At 60.1% G+C, this 15,503-nt stretch carries 14 protein-coding genes; 11 read left to right on the top strand and 3 right to left on the bottom strand.

Going from position 1 to position 15,503, the window contains the following annotated elements; genetic code table 11:
• Positions 1-139: 139 nt before the first annotated feature.
• Positions 140-1,048, bottom strand: a complete 909-nt coding sequence (locus ACIQU2_RS17240; RefSeq protein WP_347804090.1) for a LysR substrate-binding domain-containing protein — start codon at positions 1,046-1,048, stop codon at positions 140-142.
• A gap of 180 nt (positions 1,049-1,228) precedes the next feature.
• On the opposite strand from ACIQU2_RS17240, the gene aspA reads away from it, so the two are divergent.
• From aspA to ACIQU2_RS17210, 6 genes are all read left to right on the top strand, one after another.
• Entirely contained in the window at positions 1,229-2,653 is a 1,425-nt protein-coding gene (gene aspA / locus ACIQU2_RS17235; RefSeq protein ID WP_403142790.1) for an aspartate ammonia-lyase, read from the top strand.
• Between the two features lie 500 nt (positions 2,654-3,153).
• Positions 3,154-4,605: an alanine/glycine:cation symporter family protein gene (locus tag ACIQU2_RS17230; protein WP_403142787.1), complete on the top strand. Its 1,452-nt coding sequence runs from the start codon at positions 3,154-3,156 to the stop codon at positions 4,603-4,605.
• 98 nt (positions 4,606-4,703) lie between these two features.
• Complete coding sequence (locus tag ACIQU2_RS17225) at positions 4,704-5,708, top strand: asparaginase (RefSeq protein WP_403142784.1); 1,005 nt, start codon at positions 4,704-4,706, stop codon at positions 5,706-5,708.
• A gap of 100 nt (positions 5,709-5,808) precedes the next feature.
• Complete coding sequence (locus ACIQU2_RS17220) at positions 5,809-6,807, top strand: AraC family transcriptional regulator (protein WP_403142781.1); 999 nt, start codon at positions 5,809-5,811, stop codon at positions 6,805-6,807.
• A 172-nt stretch (positions 6,808-6,979) separates the two neighbouring features.
• A complete protein-coding gene (locus ACIQU2_RS17215; RefSeq protein WP_403142779.1) occupies positions 6,980-8,011 on the top strand; it encodes a histone deacetylase family protein in 1,032 nt (343 codons plus the stop codon).
• Positions 8,012-8,023: 12 nt separating this feature from the next.
• Complete coding sequence (locus tag ACIQU2_RS17210) at positions 8,024-9,139, top strand: polyamine ABC transporter substrate-binding protein (RefSeq protein ID WP_347804096.1); 1,116 nt, start codon at positions 8,024-8,026, stop codon at positions 9,137-9,139.
• A 22-nt stretch (positions 9,140-9,161) separates the two neighbouring features.
• On the opposite strand, the gene ACIQU2_RS17205 is transcribed toward ACIQU2_RS17210, so the two are convergent.
• Positions 9,162-10,712: a PLP-dependent aminotransferase family protein gene (locus ACIQU2_RS17205; protein ID WP_403142777.1), complete on the bottom strand. Its 1,551-nt coding sequence runs from the start codon at positions 10,710-10,712 to the stop codon at positions 9,162-9,164.
• A 90-nt stretch (positions 10,713-10,802) separates the two neighbouring features.
• Here ACIQU2_RS17205 and ACIQU2_RS17200 point away from each other — a divergent pair, with 90 nt between their 5' ends.
• The 3 genes from ACIQU2_RS17200 to ACIQU2_RS17190 are packed head-to-tail and all read left to right on the top strand — an operon-like array spanning position 10,803 to position 12,571.
• Positions 10,803-11,426 (top strand): FMN-binding negative transcriptional regulator, encoded by a 624-nt coding sequence (locus tag ACIQU2_RS17200; protein ID WP_403142774.1) that lies wholly within the window; start codon positions 10,803-10,805, stop codon positions 11,424-11,426.
• A gap of 9 nt (positions 11,427-11,435) precedes the next feature.
• Complete coding sequence (locus ACIQU2_RS17195; RefSeq protein ID WP_403142771.1) at positions 11,436-11,882, top strand: GNAT family N-acetyltransferase; 447 nt, start codon at positions 11,436-11,438, stop codon at positions 11,880-11,882.
• Positions 11,883-11,899: 17 nt separating this feature from the next.
• Positions 11,900-12,571, top strand: a complete 672-nt coding sequence (locus tag ACIQU2_RS17190; protein ID WP_403142770.1) for a GNAT family N-acetyltransferase — start codon at positions 11,900-11,902, stop codon at positions 12,569-12,571.
• Positions 12,572-12,696: 125 nt separating this feature from the next.
• Here the strand turns inward: ACIQU2_RS17190 and ACIQU2_RS17185 are convergent, their stop codons facing one another.
• Positions 12,697-13,596 (bottom strand): homocysteine S-methyltransferase family protein, encoded by a 900-nt coding sequence (locus ACIQU2_RS17185; RefSeq protein WP_403142769.1) that lies wholly within the window; start codon positions 13,594-13,596, stop codon positions 12,697-12,699.
• Between the two features lie 112 nt (positions 13,597-13,708).
• Between ACIQU2_RS17185 and ACIQU2_RS17180 the strand changes: the two genes are divergently transcribed.
• A complete protein-coding gene (locus ACIQU2_RS17180) occupies positions 13,709-14,530 on the top strand; it encodes an ABC transporter substrate-binding protein (RefSeq protein WP_403142767.1) in 822 nt (273 codons plus the stop codon).
• Positions 14,527-15,363, top strand: coding sequence for an amino acid ABC transporter permease (locus tag ACIQU2_RS17175; protein WP_258618363.1), 837 nt, complete (start codon positions 14,527-14,529; stop codon positions 15,361-15,363). Before ACIQU2_RS17180 ends, ACIQU2_RS17175 begins: the two co-directional genes overlap by 4 nt.
• Positions 15,364-15,503: the final 140 nt, after the last annotated feature.

Here is a 15,503-nt window from a genome sequence, read left to right as displayed (position 1 = left end):
ACTTGAAGGTCAATCAATTACACCACCAATCCCTGTGGGAGCGAGCTTGCTCGCGATAGCGTCGGGACAGTCACTATTGATGTTGAATGTTAGTCCGCCATCGCGAGCAAGCTCGCTCCCACAGGGTTAGTCGATGTGCTCAAGTACCTTGCGCGGCGCCACCCTCAAGTTTGCGCCACAGCAACCGCACGTTCGCCTTGCGCACCAGCGCGCAGCGGTACAGACGAATCTCCAGTGGCACATGCCATTGCGGGCCGCCGCAAACCACCAGTTCACCCCGAGCCAGTTCGGCGCGCACGCTGAGCCGCGGCACCCAGGCAATGCCCAATCCTTCCAGCGCCATGCTTTTAAGGCTGTCGGCCATGGCAGTCTCATAAATGGTGGTGAAGCGCAGCGCACGCTGGCGCAGCAGCATGTTCACCGAACGCCCTAGAAACGCCCCGGCGCTGTAAGCCAGCAGCGGAACACTGCCTTCGCCTTCCAGATCGAACAGTGGCTTACCGTCGGCATCAGCCGCGCAAACCGGGAGCATTTCGGTGTCGCCAAGGTGCAGCGACGGGAAGATTTCCGGGTCCATCTGCATCGCGGCATCCGGGTCGTAGAACGCCAGCATCAGATCGCAACCGCCTTCACGCAGGGCATGCACCGCGTCACCGACGTTGGTTGCCACCAGGCGCGTCGCGATGTTCAGGCCTTCATTACGCAACTGCGCGATCCAGCGCGGGAAGAAACCCAGCGCCAGAGAGTGAGCGGCGGCGACCTGCATCACCTCGCCCTGCCCGCCTTCCAGGTGATGAAGGTGACGCAACACTTCACCGAGCTGCTCGACCACCGTCCGCGCGGTGACCAGAAACAACTGCCCCGCCGCCGTCAATTCGATGGGCGTGCGCGAGCGGTTGACCAATTGCAGGCCCAACGCGGCCTCCAGGCTGCGGATTCGCCGGCTAAAGGCAGGCTGCGTCACGAAGCGTCGTTCGGCAGCCTGGGAGAAGCTGCGGGTGGCGGCCAGAGCACTAAAGTCCTCAAGCCATTTACTTTCAAGGTTCATCACGCCCTCCCGGACACGCACCAATTTAGGTCACACGCTCGCCGCAGACACGGCGTCACACGGGCATTATGCCGAATGTGCATAGGCCAGTGTTTAACAGCATTGGCCGAAAATTCTCCACAAGCCTAGCATTTGCAGTGTTCCGGCACAGACCGGGTCCATATCGAGATGATTTCTATCATGTCCTCCGCTGCATCTTTCCGCACAGAAAAAGACCTGCTTGGCGTACTCGAAGTACCTGCTCAAGCGTATTACGGCATCCAGACCCTGCGAGCGGTGAACAACTTCCGTCTCTCCGGCGTTCCGATTTCGCATTACCCGAAGCTGGTTGTCGGCCTGGCAATGGTCAAACAGGCCGCCGCTGACGCCAACCGCGAACTGGGTCACCTGAGCGAAGCCAAGCACGCTGCCATCAGCGAAGCCTGTGCACGTTTGATCCGCGGCGATTTCCACGAAGAGTTCGTGGTGGACATGATTCAAGGCGGCGCTGGCACTTCAACCAACATGAATGCCAACGAAGTCATCGCCAACATCGCGCTGGAGGCCATGGGTCACCAGAAGGGCGAATACCAATACCTACACCCGAACAACGACGTGAACATGGCGCAGTCGACCAACGACGCCTACCCGACCGCGATCCGTCTGGGTCTGCTGCTAGGTCACGACGCGCTGCTGGCCAGCCTCGACAGCCTGATCCAGGCGTTCGCCGCCAAAGGTGTCGAGTTCAGCCACGTATTGAAGATGGGTCGTACGCAGCTGCAAGACGCCGTGCCAATGACCCTGGGTCAAGAATTCCGCGCTTTCGCCACCACGCTGGGCGAAGACCTGGCGCGTCTGAAGACACTGGCTCCTGAGCTGCTGACCGAAGTGAACCTGGGCGGCACAGCGATCGGTACCGGCATCAACGCCGACCCACGCTACCAACTCCTGGCCGTTCAGCGTCTGGCACTGATCAGCGGTCAACCGCTGGTTCCAGCCGCCGACCTGATCGAAGCCACCTCCGACATGGGTGCCTTCGTGCTGTTCTCCGGCATGCTCAAGCGCACCGCGGTCAAGCTTTCGAAGATCTGCAACGACCTGCGCCTGCTGTCCAGCGGCCCACGCACCGGCATCAACGAAATCAACCTGCCGGCGCGCCAGCCAGGCAGCTCGATCATGCCTGGCAAGGTCAACCCGGTTATCCCGGAAGCGGTTAACCAGGTGGCGTTCCAGATCATCGGCAACGACTTGGCGCTGACCATCGCAGCCGAAGGCGGCCAACTGCAACTGAACGTGATGGAGCCGCTGATCGCGTTCAAGATCTTCGACTCGATCCGCCTGCTGCAACGCGCCATGGACATGCTGCGCGAGCACTGCATCGTCGGCATCACCGCCAACGAAGAGCGTTGCCGTGAACTGGTCGAGCACTCGATCGGCCTGGTCACCGCGCTGAACCCGTACATCGGCTATGAAAACGCCACCCGCATCGCCCGTATCGCCCTCGAAAGCGGCCGCGGCGTGCTGGAACTGGTGCGCGAAGAAGGCTTGCTCGACGACGAAATGCTCGCCGACATCCTGCGCCCGGAAAACATGATTGCTCCGCGTCTGGTGCCTCTGAAGGCTTAACCGAACGCAACGCCGGCGCTTGCTCTTTTAACGAAGAGCACGAAGCGCCACGCTCACCAGGTCGAGGGACTAGACACCTCTCACCTTTTGAGGGCTTGGGGATTTATTCCCCAAGCCCTTTTTTTTAACTCTTTTGCGGATACGAATATGTCTGAAACCGCAAAGATCGCAGCCTTCGGCAGCTCCTACAGGATTTGATGTACACCCTGTAGGAGCTGCCGAAGGCTGCGATCTTTTGATCTTGCAGCACCTCGTTTCGATGCTTGCACCACAACCGTGCAGACGGACGGCACGCTCATAGGTATAGTGCCGCCCCTCTTCGCGTGAGCGGTCGTCGGTAACGAGGCCCAAACCCATGCGAAACCCGAACTAATAACAACCTGCGATATGGAACCGGGACGAACCTTCGCCTCACCTGTTGTGCCACGCGCAAGCCGGTGTAACGCGACATTTCTGCCCCTCCAGCATTTGCCTAAACAAAAAACAGCGAGGAATAATCCATGCTCGAAGTCATTAACGACTTCCTCTCAGGGAAAGTATTGATCGTGCTCATTGTCGGGCTCGGTAGCTACTTCACGATCCGCTCGCGTTTCGTTCAATTGCGCCACTTTTTCCACATGTTCGCGGTGTTCCGCGACAGCCTGAAAAGCAGCGCCGGTCAACTCAGTTCGTTCCAGGCCTTGATGCTCAGCCTCGCCGGTCGCGTCGGTGCGGGTAACATCGCCGGTGTGGGTATCGCCGTGACCTTGGGTGGTCCGGGCGCGGTGTTCTGGATGTGGGTGACCGCGTTGGTCGGCATGTCCAGCAGCTTCTTCGAATGTTCCCTCGGCCAGCTCTACAAGCGCTGCGATTCCGACGGCACGTACCGTGGCGGCCCGTCCTATTACATCCAGCACGGCCTGCAGAAACGCTGGCTGGGCATGATCATGGCGTTCCTGCTGCTGATCACCTTCGGCTTCGCCTTCAACGGTCTGCAATCCCACGCCGTGACCCACTCGCTGAAAAACGCTTTCGACCTCGACCCCACTTACACGGGCCTGGCCCTGGCGGTGTTGCTGGGTCTGGTGTTCATCGGTGGTATCAAGCGGATCGCCAAGGTCGCTGACCTGTTGGTGCCGGTGAAAACCCTGGTGTACATCGGCGTGACCATCTACGTGATCGTGCTGCAATTCGACCACGTTCCGGGCATGTTGATGACCATCGTCAAAAGCGCCTTTGGTCTCGACCAGGCCTTCGGCGGCCTGATCGGCAGTGCCATCGTCATGGGCGTGAAGCGTGGCGTGTTCGCCAACGAAGCGGGCCTGGGCAGTGCGCCGAACGTGGCCGCTGTGGCCTCGGTCGAGCACCCGGTTTCGCAAGGCGTGGTTCAGGCGTTCAGCGTGTTCCTCGACACCTTTGTGATCTGCACCTGCACCGCGTTGCTGATCCTGCTCTCGGGCTTCTACACACCAGGCTTCGAAGGCGACGGCATTGCCCTGACCCAGAACTCGCTCGCTGCCGTGGTCGGTGACTGGGGCCGGAGCTTCATCTCCGTGGCCCTGTCGTTGTTCGTGTTCACCTCGATCCTCTACAACTACTATCTGGGCGAGAACAACCTGCGGTTCCTGATCGGTGAAAACCGCAAGGCGCTGATCGGCTACCGCGCACTGGTACTGGTGTTGATCTACTGGGGTGCGATCGAGAACCTGGGTACGGTGTTCGCATTCGCCGACATCACCATGACCCTGCTGGCGTTCGTGAACCTGATCGCGCTGTTCCTGCTGTTCAAAGTCGGCATGCGCATCCTGCGTGACTACGATGACCAGCGCGCGGCCGGTATCAAGACGCCAGTGTTCGATTCGAGCAAGTTCCCGGATCTGGACCTGGACTTGAAAGCCTGGCCCGCCAATCCGCCAGCGGCCGCCATCAAGGCTGAAGCTGAACCGCAAGGCGTACCCGCAGCGCAACGCTGATCGGTAAAAACCGGGCGCATCCCCTGCGTCCGACGTGACACAACGTGCGGTCAGCGTCATGCTCGACCGCATGCTGTTATCGTTCTCGGAGAACCCCCATGAATTCCTCGACCTATCCTGCCACCCAGCACGTCATGGTGCTCTACACCGGTGGCACCATCGGTATGCAAGCCAGCGTTCACGGCCTGGCCCCGGCGTCCGGTTTTGAAGCGCGGATGCGCGAGTATCTGCACAGCCAACCTGATCTCGTTGTGCCGCAGTGGCGCTTTCGCGAGATGTCGCCGCTGATCGACAGCGCCAACATGAGCCCGGCTTACTGGCAGCAACTGCGTGAAGCGGTGGTTGACGCGGTGGATGTGCAGGGTTGCGACAGCGTGCTGATCCTGCACGGTACCGACACCCTGGCCTACAGCGCTGCTGCTATGTGTTTTCAATTGCTCGGCCTGCAGGCCCGCGTGGTGTTCACCGGCTCCATGCTGCCGGCCGGCGTGACCGACAGTGATGCCTGGGAAAACCTCAGTGGCGCGCTGGTTGCTTTGGGTCACGGCCTTGCGCCGGGCGCTCATCTGTACTTCCACGGCGAACTGCTGGACCCGACCCGTTGCGCGAAGGTGCGCAGTTTCGGTCGTCATCCGTTCAAGCGACTGGAGCGTCAGGGCGGCGGCGTGAAAGCGCCAGCGCTGCCAGTGGAGTTGCATTACCGCAAGATCAAGCAATTGGCGAAAGTCGCTGTGCTGCCGCTGTTCCCCGGCATCGGCGCCGAGATACTGGACGGCCTGCTCGACAGCGGCATTCAAGGCCTGGTGCTGGAGTGCTACGGCAGCGGTACCGGGCCGAGCGACAATCCGGAGTTCCTCGCCAGCCTGGAACGGGCGCGGGACAAGGGTGTGGTGGTGGTCGCGGTTACGCAATGCCATGAAGGTGGCGTCGAGCTTGACGTTTACGAGGCTGGCAGTCGGTTGCGTGGCGTTGGCGTGCTTTCGGGTGGTGGCATGACCCGTGAAGCCGCGTTCGGCAAGTTGCATGCGCTGTTGGGTGCAGGGCTGGAAACTACTGAAGTTCGACAACTAGTAGAACTAGACCTCTGCGGCGAACTGAGCTGACACCACACAAAACCCTGTGGGAGCGAGCTTGCTCCCACAGGGGATCATCGTCAGGCATGTAACTTGCTGCCGTTCCAGCATCCCAAGGCTGGAACACCCCATGCTCCACTCCCACCTCACCACCCTCAACGCTGTCTCCCTGGTGCTCAACGCCTTCAAGGCTGAAGGCCTGTCGAGCGAAGCACTACTCGCCGGAAGCGGCATCAGCGCGGCGGATCTGAGCCGGGCGGACACGCGCATCACCACCAATCAGGAGATGCAGGTCTGCGCCAACGCCGTCGCGCTCAAGCGTGATATCGGCCTGGAATTGGGCCGGCGAATGCATGTTTCGTCCTACGGCATGCTCGGGTACGCCTTACTCACCAGCGCCACTTTAGGTGACGCCTTACGGCTGGCACTGCACTATCCGGCGCTATTAGGAACACTGTTCGAGTTGAGCCTGGAAGAGGATAACGAGCGCATCTGGCTCACCGCGGGCGACTATCGGGAAAACCCTGCGCTGGCGCCATTCAATGTCGAGTTTTGCCTGGTTTCGATGAAGGTCACTTGCGAAGACCTGCTCGGCCAACCGTTGCCGCTGCTTGGCGCCCGCTTCGAATACCCGGCACCGGACTATCAGGCACGCTACACCGAACGTTTCGATTGCCCCTTGCAGTTCGACGCTGCGTCCAACGCCTTCGCCTTTGATAAACGCTGGCTCGATCAACCCTTGCCACTGGCCGACGTCATCACCCATCAGGCCATGGCCGAACGCTGCCGCAAACAGAACACCGAGTTCACGGGTCGCCAGGTCTGGCTGGGACGAATCCGCCAGCTACTCAGCGCACAGTTGAATGCGGCGCCTGGCCTCGAAGGTTTGGCCGAACAGATGAATTGCTCGGCGCGCACCTTGCGTCGGCACTTGAAGGATCTGGGGTGCAGCTATCAGGAATTGCTTGATGAGCTGCGGTTCGAGCAGGCCAAACGCATGCTCTGCGAGGATCAATTGCCGATCTATCGGATTGCAGAAGCGCTGGGGTTCAGCGAGACCGCGAGTTTCCGTCATGCGTTTGTGCGCTGGAGCGGCGTGGCGCCCAGTCAGTTCCGGCCACACGGATAGCCCCTGTGGGAGCACTCCATGCTCTGAGGTGGGGCATGTCGCGCCAACAAGGGGCGAATTCCGGTCAATTCTTTTGGCCATATCGATCCCCTTTTGGCCTTTCCTGCCGTTCTCTCAAACGCCGCGCGCCGCAAGACTGTGTTCAACCGAATCAGCCTGCGGAGAACAAGAAATGCTGACGATCTACTCGGACGATCACCACCTGCACCATGGCCGTTGTGAATTGATGGACGGGCAACTGATGCCCTGCTTCGAAATGCCTTCGCGGGCCGACCACGTTCTGCAACGCGTGCAGTACCGCGCCCTCGGCCCTGTAGAGGCGCCGCAGGATTTCGGCCTCGACCCGATCGCACGCATCCACAGCCGCGATTATCTCGACTTCTTCAAAGGTGCCTGGGCGCGCTGGACCGAATTCGGTACCGACGGCGACTTGCTGCCCTACACCTGGCCGGCCCGCACCCTGCGCCGGATCATGCCCACCAGCCTGCACGGCCAACTCGGCTATTACAGCTTCGACGGCGGCGCACCGATTACCGCCGGTACCTGGCAAGCGGCATACAGCGCGGCGCAAGTCGCGTTGACCGCTCAAGCCGTCATTCAACGCGGCGCCCGCAGTGCCTTCGCCCTGTGTCGTCCACCGGGACACCACGCCGCCAGCGATTTGATGGGCGGTTATTGCTACCTCAACAATGCCGCCATCGCTGCGCAGGCGTTCCTCGATCAGGGCCACAAAAAAGTCGCGATCCTCGACGTCGACTACCACCACGGCAACGGTACTCAATCGATTTTCTACGAACGCAGCGACGTGCTGTTCACCTCGATCCACGGGCATCCGGAAGCCGAGTTCCCGTTCTTCCTCGGGTATGAAGATGAGCGGGGTGAAGGGGCCGGCGAAGGTTTCAACTTCAACTACCCTTTGCCGGCCGGCAGCGGTTGGGACAGTTGGAGTGCCGCGCTGGAACACGCCTGCAAAGAGATCGAAAAGTACGGCGCCGATATCGTCGTCGTATCCCTGGGCGTCGATACGTTCAAGGACGACCCGATCTCCCAGTTCAAGCTCGACAGCCCGGATTACCTGGCCATGGGCGCACGCATCGCCGGCCTCGGCAAGCCGACGCTGTTCGTGATGGAAGGCGGCTACGCGGTAGAAGAAATCGGCATCAATGCCGTGAACGTTCTCGAAGGTTTTGAAAGCGCCCAATGAGGAATTAGAACAATGATCAGTCTCAAGCGTTTTATCGCGCCAGCACTCTTCCCCACAGTGCTGTGCGCCACAGTGCTCAGTGGTGCCGTCCACGCTGAAGAGCGAACGTTGCGCGTCTACAACTGGTTCGACTACATCACCCCCAAGGCGCTGGAAGACTTCAAGGCCCAGAACACCCAGACCAAACTGGTCTACGACATCTTCGACACCAACGAAGCACTCGAAGCCAAGCTGCTGACCGGCAACTCCGGCTACGACGTGGTGGTGCCATCCAACGTGTTCCTCGCCAAGCAGATCGAGGCCGGCGTTTTCCAGCCACTGGACCGCAGCAAACTGCCGAACTGGAACCACCTCGACCCCAAGCTGATGAAGCTGATCGAAGCCAACGATCCGGGCAACAAATTTGCCGTGCCGTACATGTACGGCACCATCCTGATCGGCTTCAACCCGGACAAGGTCAAAGCTGCGCTGGGCGACAACGCGCCGGTGGACAGCTGGGACCTGATCTTCAAGGAAGAGAACATCAGCAAGCTCAAACAGTGCGGTGTTGCGCTACTCGACTCGCCGTCGGAGATCCTTCCGCTGGCCCTGCAACACCTCGGACTGGACCCCAACAGCAAGAAACCGGCGGACTACGAAAAGGCTGAAGCGCTGTTGATGAAGATCCGTCCTTACGTCACCTACTTCCATTCTTCGAAGTACATGGCCGACATCGCCAACGGTGACATCTGCGTCGCTGTCGGTTACTCCGGCAGCTTCGCCCAGGCCGCCAACCGCGCCAAGGAAGCCAAGAACGGCGTGATCGTCGACATGCGCCTGCCGAAAGAAGGCGCGCCGATCTGGTTCGACATGCTTTCGATCCCGAAAGGCGCGAAGAACCCGGAAGACGCCTACACCTTTATCAACTACTTGTTGCAGCCGCAGGTGATTGCACCGGTCAGCGACTTCGTCGGCTACCCGAACCCGAACAAGGACGCCACAGAATTGGTCGACCCGGCGATCCGCAACAACCCGAACCTGTACCCGACCGAAACGGCGATGAGCACGCTCTACACCCTGCAACCCCTGCCCCGTGACGCCGAACGGGCACGAACCCGGGCCTGGACCAAGATCAAGTCCGGGACCTGACACCTGACGGAAGTCCTCGATCTCAGGGCCGCCAAGCCTTTTGCAATCGCCCGAGCGCTGCGCTGATCGCCGCCTCGGGCACCGCCGCAAAGCCCAGCACCAACCCGGCGCGTTGATCCACAGTGTTTCTCGAATCCGGTAGCCAGTAACTGCTCAGGCCGTTGATCTCGACATCAACGCTGGCGGCGGCTTCAATCAGTTCGCGTTCGCGGGCCTGAGTGTCGACCGCCACTGTCAGGTGCAGCCCTGCCGCCACACTCGGCAGGCTGCCAACCCCGGGAATATCCGAGGGCCAGTTGGCCAGAAGTGTGTTGCGGCGACTCAACGCGGCGCGGCGCATGCGGCGGATATGCCGCTGGAAATGCCCGGCCGCCATGAACTCGGCCATGACGGCCTGGGTGCTCACCTCGGAATGCCGAACATCGACCGCGCGACGCTGGGCGAAAGCGTCCACCAATGCCGGTGGCAGCACCAGATAGCCCAGGCGCAATGCCGGGAAAGCCACTTTGCCGAAAGTGCCGACGTAGAGCACCCGCCCGTGACGATCAAGCGCAGCCAGCGGTGCCAGTGGCGCGCCGCTGTAACGATACTCGCCATCGTAATCATCCTCGACGATCCAACCCTGGGTTCGCTCGGCCCAGGCCAACAACTCCAGCCGCCGCGCCAGACTCATCACCACCCCGGTCGGGTACTGATGCGACGGAGTGACATAGGCCAGACGACAATCGTTGAGCCCGTTCAATTCGGTGCAGTCGATGCCCTCGCTGTCCACCGCCACCCCGTGCAATCGCGCACCGGCCACGGCGAACGCATGACCCGCCGCCCGATACCCCGGATTCTCAATCGCCACGCCATCGCCCGGCTCTACCAGCAGCTGTGCACAAAGGCTAATCCCCTGCTGTGCGCCACTGGTGATCACTATTTGCTCAGTCGTGCACTGCATCCCCCGGGAACTGCGCAAATACGCGGCAATCAGACCGCGTAATCGTGCATCGCCCGCAGGATCGCCGTAACACAGCTGCTGGAGATCCGGTTTACGCCAGAAAGCCGCATTCAGCTTGGCCCAGACCTCGAAAGGGAACAGGTCGAAAGCCGGAACACCCACCCGAAATGCACGGGGTGGACCGACGGGAGGCAAGGCCAAATGATTCCTTTCAACCCGCCCCAATGCGCCGCTGTGGATAACTTTGCTGGATGAAACCACAGGTAAATCCAGCCAATTTGTGGATAAGGCTGTGGGTAACCCTGTTGACAACCCTGTGGATACTTTTGTGGATAGTTTTTTCACCGACAACACTGATTGAGGCAATTGCGCGACATACGTCCCGTCACCCACACGCCCTTCAATAAAGCCCTCGGCGTAGAGCTGATCGTAGGCCCGGACCACGCTGTTTCGGGAAATCGACAACGCCGCCGCCAGATCACGACTGGCCGGTAATCGCGTACCGCTGGCCAGCCGACCGTCGAGCACTCGCACCCGCAAGGCCTGATAGAGCTGACGACTCAAACCCTGACGGCGATCGAGTTCGATACCCGCCGGGTTGAATGACAAGGACAGTGGCTCGCTGGTCATGGCAATGGACCTATGAAATTGGTCGTTAATGGCTCTTACAACAGACCAATAGCCTGCCTAGGATGCAGGCATTCGCCAAGGAAAATCTCCATGTACACGCCAAGTAGCTTTGCCATAGATGATTTGCATGAACTGCACCAGCAGATACTCGGTACCCGCCTCGCTGTGTTGGTCACACACGGGGAACAAGGTCTGCAAGCCAGCCATTTGCCGCTGCTGCTGAGTTCAGACCAGGGCCCGAATGGCACCCTTTTTGGACACTTTGCCAAGGCCAATCCGCAATGGAAGGAACTGCAGAACGGCGCCGAAGCCCTGGTGATTTTTGCCGGTGCCGACGCTTACGTCAGCCCGGGGTTTTACCCGAGCAAAGCCGAGCACGGCAAAGTGGTGCCGACCTGGAACTACGTCGCCGTGCATGCGTACGGCACGGCCGAAGTGTTCACCGACGCCGATCGCCTGCGCACTCTGGTCAGCGCGCTGACTGATCGTCATGAAGCGAGTCGCGCCAGTCCATGGAAAGTCGCCGATGCCCCCGCCGACTACATTGATGGGATGCTCAAGGCCATCGTCGGTTTTGCCTTGCCGATCCAGCGCCTGGAAGGCAAACGCAAGCTCAGCCAGAACCGCAACGCTGCAGACATCACCGGTGTGCGCGAGGGGCTTGCCGCCAGCCCTGATGTGCACGACCAGGCCCTCGCCCACTTGATACGTTAAGGAACGAACATGAGTCAGATCGACATCCGCCAGATCACCGCCGACGACCGCGCCGCCTGGTTGCCCTTGTGGCAAGCGTACCTGCGCTTCTACAACACCGAACTGCCTGAGGCCGTCACCCAAAGCACGTGGCAGCGCCTGGTCGACCCGAGCGAACCGACCCATGCCGCGCTGGCCTGGGCCGACGGCAAAGCGGTGGGCATGGTGCACTTCATCTACCATCGTTCGAACTGGAGCATCGAAAACTCCTGCTACCTGCAAGACCTGTTGGTAACGCCTGAAACCCGCGGCACTGGTGTCGGCCGACAGTTGATCGAATTCGTTTACGCGACAGCCAAAGAGGACGGTTGCTGCAAGGTCCACTGGCTGACCCACGAAACCAATACCACTGCGATTCAGCTCTATGAGCGCATCGCCGAACGCCCCGGTTTCATCCAGTTTCGCAAAGCCATTTAAGGTTCAAGGAGAGCAGCATGTCGATTTCACTCGCCGACTGGAAAGGCGTTCCGGCACCGTCGGTTCAAACCATCGAAGGGCGTTTCATCCGCCTGGAAAAACTCGACCCGGCGCGTCACGCCGACGGTTTGTGGAAGGCCCTGCAAGGCCCGGGTTCGGACCCAAAACTCTGGGACTATTTGCCATACGGTCCTTTCCCGGAGCGCAGCACTTTCAACGATTGGCTGAACAATCATGCGGCCAATAGCGACCCGTATTTCTTTAGTGTGATCGACCGTGCCAGCGGCGATGTGCAGGGCATCCTCAGTTTGATGTCGATTGTTCCTTCACAAGGTCGGATCGAGATCGGCCATGTCACTTTCGGTGCGCCGATGCAGCGCTCACCGAAAAGCACCGAGGCGGTTTATTTGCTGGCCAAGGAATCCTTTGCGCTGGGTTATCGCCGTCTGGAGTGGAAGTGCAACAACGGCAATGCCCGCTCCAAATACGCGGCCGAACGGCTGGGGTTCAGTTTTGAGGGCGTGTTTCGCCAGCACATGGTGGTCAAGGGTCAGAACCGGGATACGGCGTGGTATTCGATTCTGGACTCGGAATGGCCAGCGATCGGGGCAGGGTTTGAGCACTGGCTGTCCGATGAGAACCAGGCGGATTCGGGGCAGGTGAAAACCCTGGCCGAGTGCCGCAGGTAAAACATCGGCGCCTGGACGGACTACCTATATCGCGAGCAAGCTCGCGCCCACAATTGATCTGCGGCGATCCCCAATATTGCGTTCACCGAAAATCCCTGTGGGAGCGAGCTTGCTCGCGATTGGCTTCACGCTAATTTCTGGGCAAGCACCGCAATGTGCTCCGGCCCGATCCCGCAGCAACCGCCCAAATGACTGGCGCCGCGCTCTTTCCAATCCGCCGCCCACTGCAAGTAACCCGGCGGATCGAGATCGTCACGCAACGGGTCCAAACCGTCGTTGGCCGTGGCCTCTTTCGGTTGCGGCGGGAAGGCATTGGCGTACGCGCCGATGTGAATCTTCACCCCCAAACGCTCGAAGGTTTCCCGCGCGGCATCAATCGCAGCACCGATCACTTCCGGCTGGCTGCAATTGAACAGCAACGTCTCGACGCCCAGCTCAGCCGCCACTGCTGCGGCGTCAGCCACCGGCTCACCCGAACGCAGGCGCGGCACCTCATCCGTGTCCTCATCCTTCAGGGTAAACGACAGCCAGAACGGTTTGCCGTCCGTTGGCAGACCGGCATGGATCGCTCGCGCTTCAACGATCGAGCTCTGGGTTTCCGCCAGCCACAGATCGACATGAGGCGCGAGACCCTTCACCAGCGGCGTCAACAATTCAGTCACCCGAGCAGCATCGAAAAGGTCCGGACGGTAGGAGCCAAACAGCGGCGGCAATGAACCGGCCACCCGCACCGCTTTGCCCGAAACCTCTACAGCGCGCCGAGCCAGCTCACCGGCCAACGCCGCGAGCGCCTGCCCTTCGGCTGCAAAACGCTCTTCGCCAATGTGAAACGGCACCACCGCGTAACTGTTGCTGGTGATCACGTTCGCACCACTTTCGATATAAGCCGTGTGTACCGCCTGTACCGCTTGCGGCGCTTCGCTCAAGGCCAGCGCCGACCACTCGGGCTGCCTGAACGGCGCGCCTCGGCGCTGCAACTCACGACCCATGCCGCCATCCAGAATTACTGTGCTTGCTGCGCCCATATGCTTTTCACTCATAAGCTTATGAAAATAACTCACTACCAGAGTCTTACTTATAACTATTTAATACGCACCATCCGGTTAATAACAACCTCTTTTTTATCAGGGATCGACTGTGAAATTCCAACCACTCCTGGCCCTGGGCCTGACGATTCTGGCTGCCTCCACCCAAGCCTTTGGCGGCGCCACGCTGGATCGCGTCGAAAAAAAGAAAGAATTGGTGGGCGTGTTGATGGAAAGCTATCCACCCTTCTCGTTCCTCAACAATCAGAATCAACTCGACGGCTTCGACGTCGACGTGGCCAAGGCCGTGGCAGACAAACTGGGCGTCAAACTGCGCCTCGAAACCCCGTCCTGGGACGTGATCGCCGCCGGCCGCTGGAGTGGGCGCTACGACATCTGCATCTGCTCCATGACCCCGAGCAAGGCCCGCGCTGAGGTCTTCGACTTCCCGGTCGAGTACTACGCCTCGCCAGCCGTGATCGTGGTCAACACCAAGGACGACAGCATCCACAGTGCCAAAGACCTGAGCGGCAAGAAAGTCGGCCTCACCAGTGCCTCCAGCTACGAAAGCTACCTGAACAAAAACCTGGTGATCGAAGGCGCCGAGGACACTCAATTGCAGTACCCGTTCGAAGACGTGCAGATCGCGCCGTATGACACCGACAATGTCGCCTTCCAGGACCTCGGCCTGGGCGCTGGAGTTCGACTGGACGCGATCCTCACCAACCTTGTCACTGCACAACCGCGCCTGACCGAAGACAAACGCTTCAAGCTCGCTGGCGAGCCGCTGTACTCGGAGCCGAACTCGGTGGCCATTGAAAAAGGCGACGCCCAGTGGGACGCCAAAGTGCGTGAGGTCTTCGCTCAGCTGAAACAGGACGGCACCCTGAGCAAGCTGTCGCAAAAATGGATCGGTGCCGACATCAGTAAATGACTTCTTTCCCAAAACCTCCCCAGCCGCCGCAACCGGTGGCTGAGTCGCTGTTGCAACGGATCTTCGGTTTCCGCACGCGGCTGTACCTGACCTGGGCAGCGATGTTCGGGTTGTTCGCCAGTTTCTTCCTGAGCTTCGACCTGAAGTTCTCGATCATCCTCGACAAACTGCCGAACCTGATCGGCCTGCACCTGGCGCCCAACGGCTTTTTGCAGGGCGCGGCGCTGACGCTGTTTCTGTGCCTGTGCTCGATCGTGACCTCCTCGCTGCTGGGCTTCATCACCGCCCTGGCGCGGCTGTCGAAAAGCGCCGTGGCCTTCGGGATTGCGAGCTTCTATGCCTCGTTCTTTCGTGGCACGCCGCTGCTGATCCAGATCTTGCTGATCTACCTCGGCCTGCCACAACTCGGCATCGTCCCGGGCGCCATCGCCGCCGGCATCATCGCCCTGTCGCTGAACTACGGCGCATACCTGAGCGAGATCTTCCGCGCCGGCATCCTCGGCGTCCCCCACGGCCAACGCGAAGCATCCCTGGCCCTGGGCATGCGCGAAACAGTGATCTTCTGGCGCGTCACCCTGCCCCAGGCCATGCGCACCATCATCCCGCCGACCACCAACCAATTCATCTCGATGCTCAAAGACTCGTCGCTGATCTCGGTGATGGGGGTTTGGGAGGTTATGTTTTTGGCGCAATCGTATGGGCGGTCGAGCTATCGCTACATCGAAATGCTGACGACAGCGGCGGTGATTTATTGGGTGATGTCGATCGGGTTGGAGCTGATTCAGGCGAGGATGGAGCGGCATTATGGGAAGGCTTACTTGAGCCGTAGTTAGCGAAAGGCAGATGAGTTTCCGCGTTTGCGATAGCCGACCATGTCTCGATTTACTGTAAGAAAAAGCGTCAGCCCGAACGGGTAAAAACAGCCTTCCTCAGGAGGTTGGCAATTTTCTACACAACCTTCTGACAACCCCCG

This window comes from Pseudomonas sp. NPDC098740 (genome assembly GCF_044760065.1).
Lineage (GTDB): Bacteria > Pseudomonadota > Gammaproteobacteria > Pseudomonadales > Pseudomonadaceae > Aquipseudomonas > Aquipseudomonas rossensis.
This window is presented reverse-complemented; position numbering and strand designations above follow the sequence as displayed.

Bases quoted from the DNA above. Each gene is read 5' to 3' on its own strand.
- ACIQU2_RS17240 (WP_347804090.1), bottom strand. From the start codon at position 1,048: ATGAACCTTGAAAGTAAATGGCTTGAGGACTTTAGTGCTCTGGCCGCC.
- aspA (WP_403142790.1), top strand. From the start codon at position 1,229: ATGTCCTCCGCTGCATCTTTCCGCACAGAAAAAGACCTGCTTGGCGTA.
- ACIQU2_RS17230 (WP_403142787.1), top strand. From the start codon at position 3,154: ATGCTCGAAGTCATTAACGACTTCCTCTCAGGGAAAGTATTGATCGTG.
- ACIQU2_RS17225 (WP_403142784.1), top strand. From the start codon at position 4,704: ATGAATTCCTCGACCTATCCTGCCACCCAGCACGTCATGGTGCTCTAC.
- ACIQU2_RS17220 (WP_403142781.1), top strand. From the start codon at position 5,809: ATGCTCCACTCCCACCTCACCACCCTCAACGCTGTCTCCCTGGTGCTC.
- ACIQU2_RS17215 (WP_403142779.1), top strand. From the start codon at position 6,980: ATGCTGACGATCTACTCGGACGATCACCACCTGCACCATGGCCGTTGT.
- ACIQU2_RS17210 (WP_347804096.1), top strand. From the start codon at position 8,024: ATGATCAGTCTCAAGCGTTTTATCGCGCCAGCACTCTTCCCCACAGTG.
- ACIQU2_RS17205 (WP_403142777.1), bottom strand. From the start codon at position 10,712: ATGACCAGCGAGCCACTGTCCTTGTCATTCAACCCGGCGGGTATCGAA.
- ACIQU2_RS17200 (WP_403142774.1), top strand. From the start codon at position 10,803: ATGTACACGCCAAGTAGCTTTGCCATAGATGATTTGCATGAACTGCAC.
- ACIQU2_RS17195 (WP_403142771.1), top strand. From the start codon at position 11,436: ATGAGTCAGATCGACATCCGCCAGATCACCGCCGACGACCGCGCCGCC.
- ACIQU2_RS17190 (WP_403142770.1), top strand. From the start codon at position 11,900: ATGTCGATTTCACTCGCCGACTGGAAAGGCGTTCCGGCACCGTCGGTT.
- ACIQU2_RS17185 (WP_403142769.1), bottom strand. From the start codon at position 13,596: ATGGGCGCAGCAAGCACAGTAATTCTGGATGGCGGCATGGGTCGTGAG.
- ACIQU2_RS17175 (WP_258618363.1), top strand. From the start codon at position 14,527: ATGACTTCTTTCCCAAAACCTCCCCAGCCGCCGCAACCGGTGGCTGAG.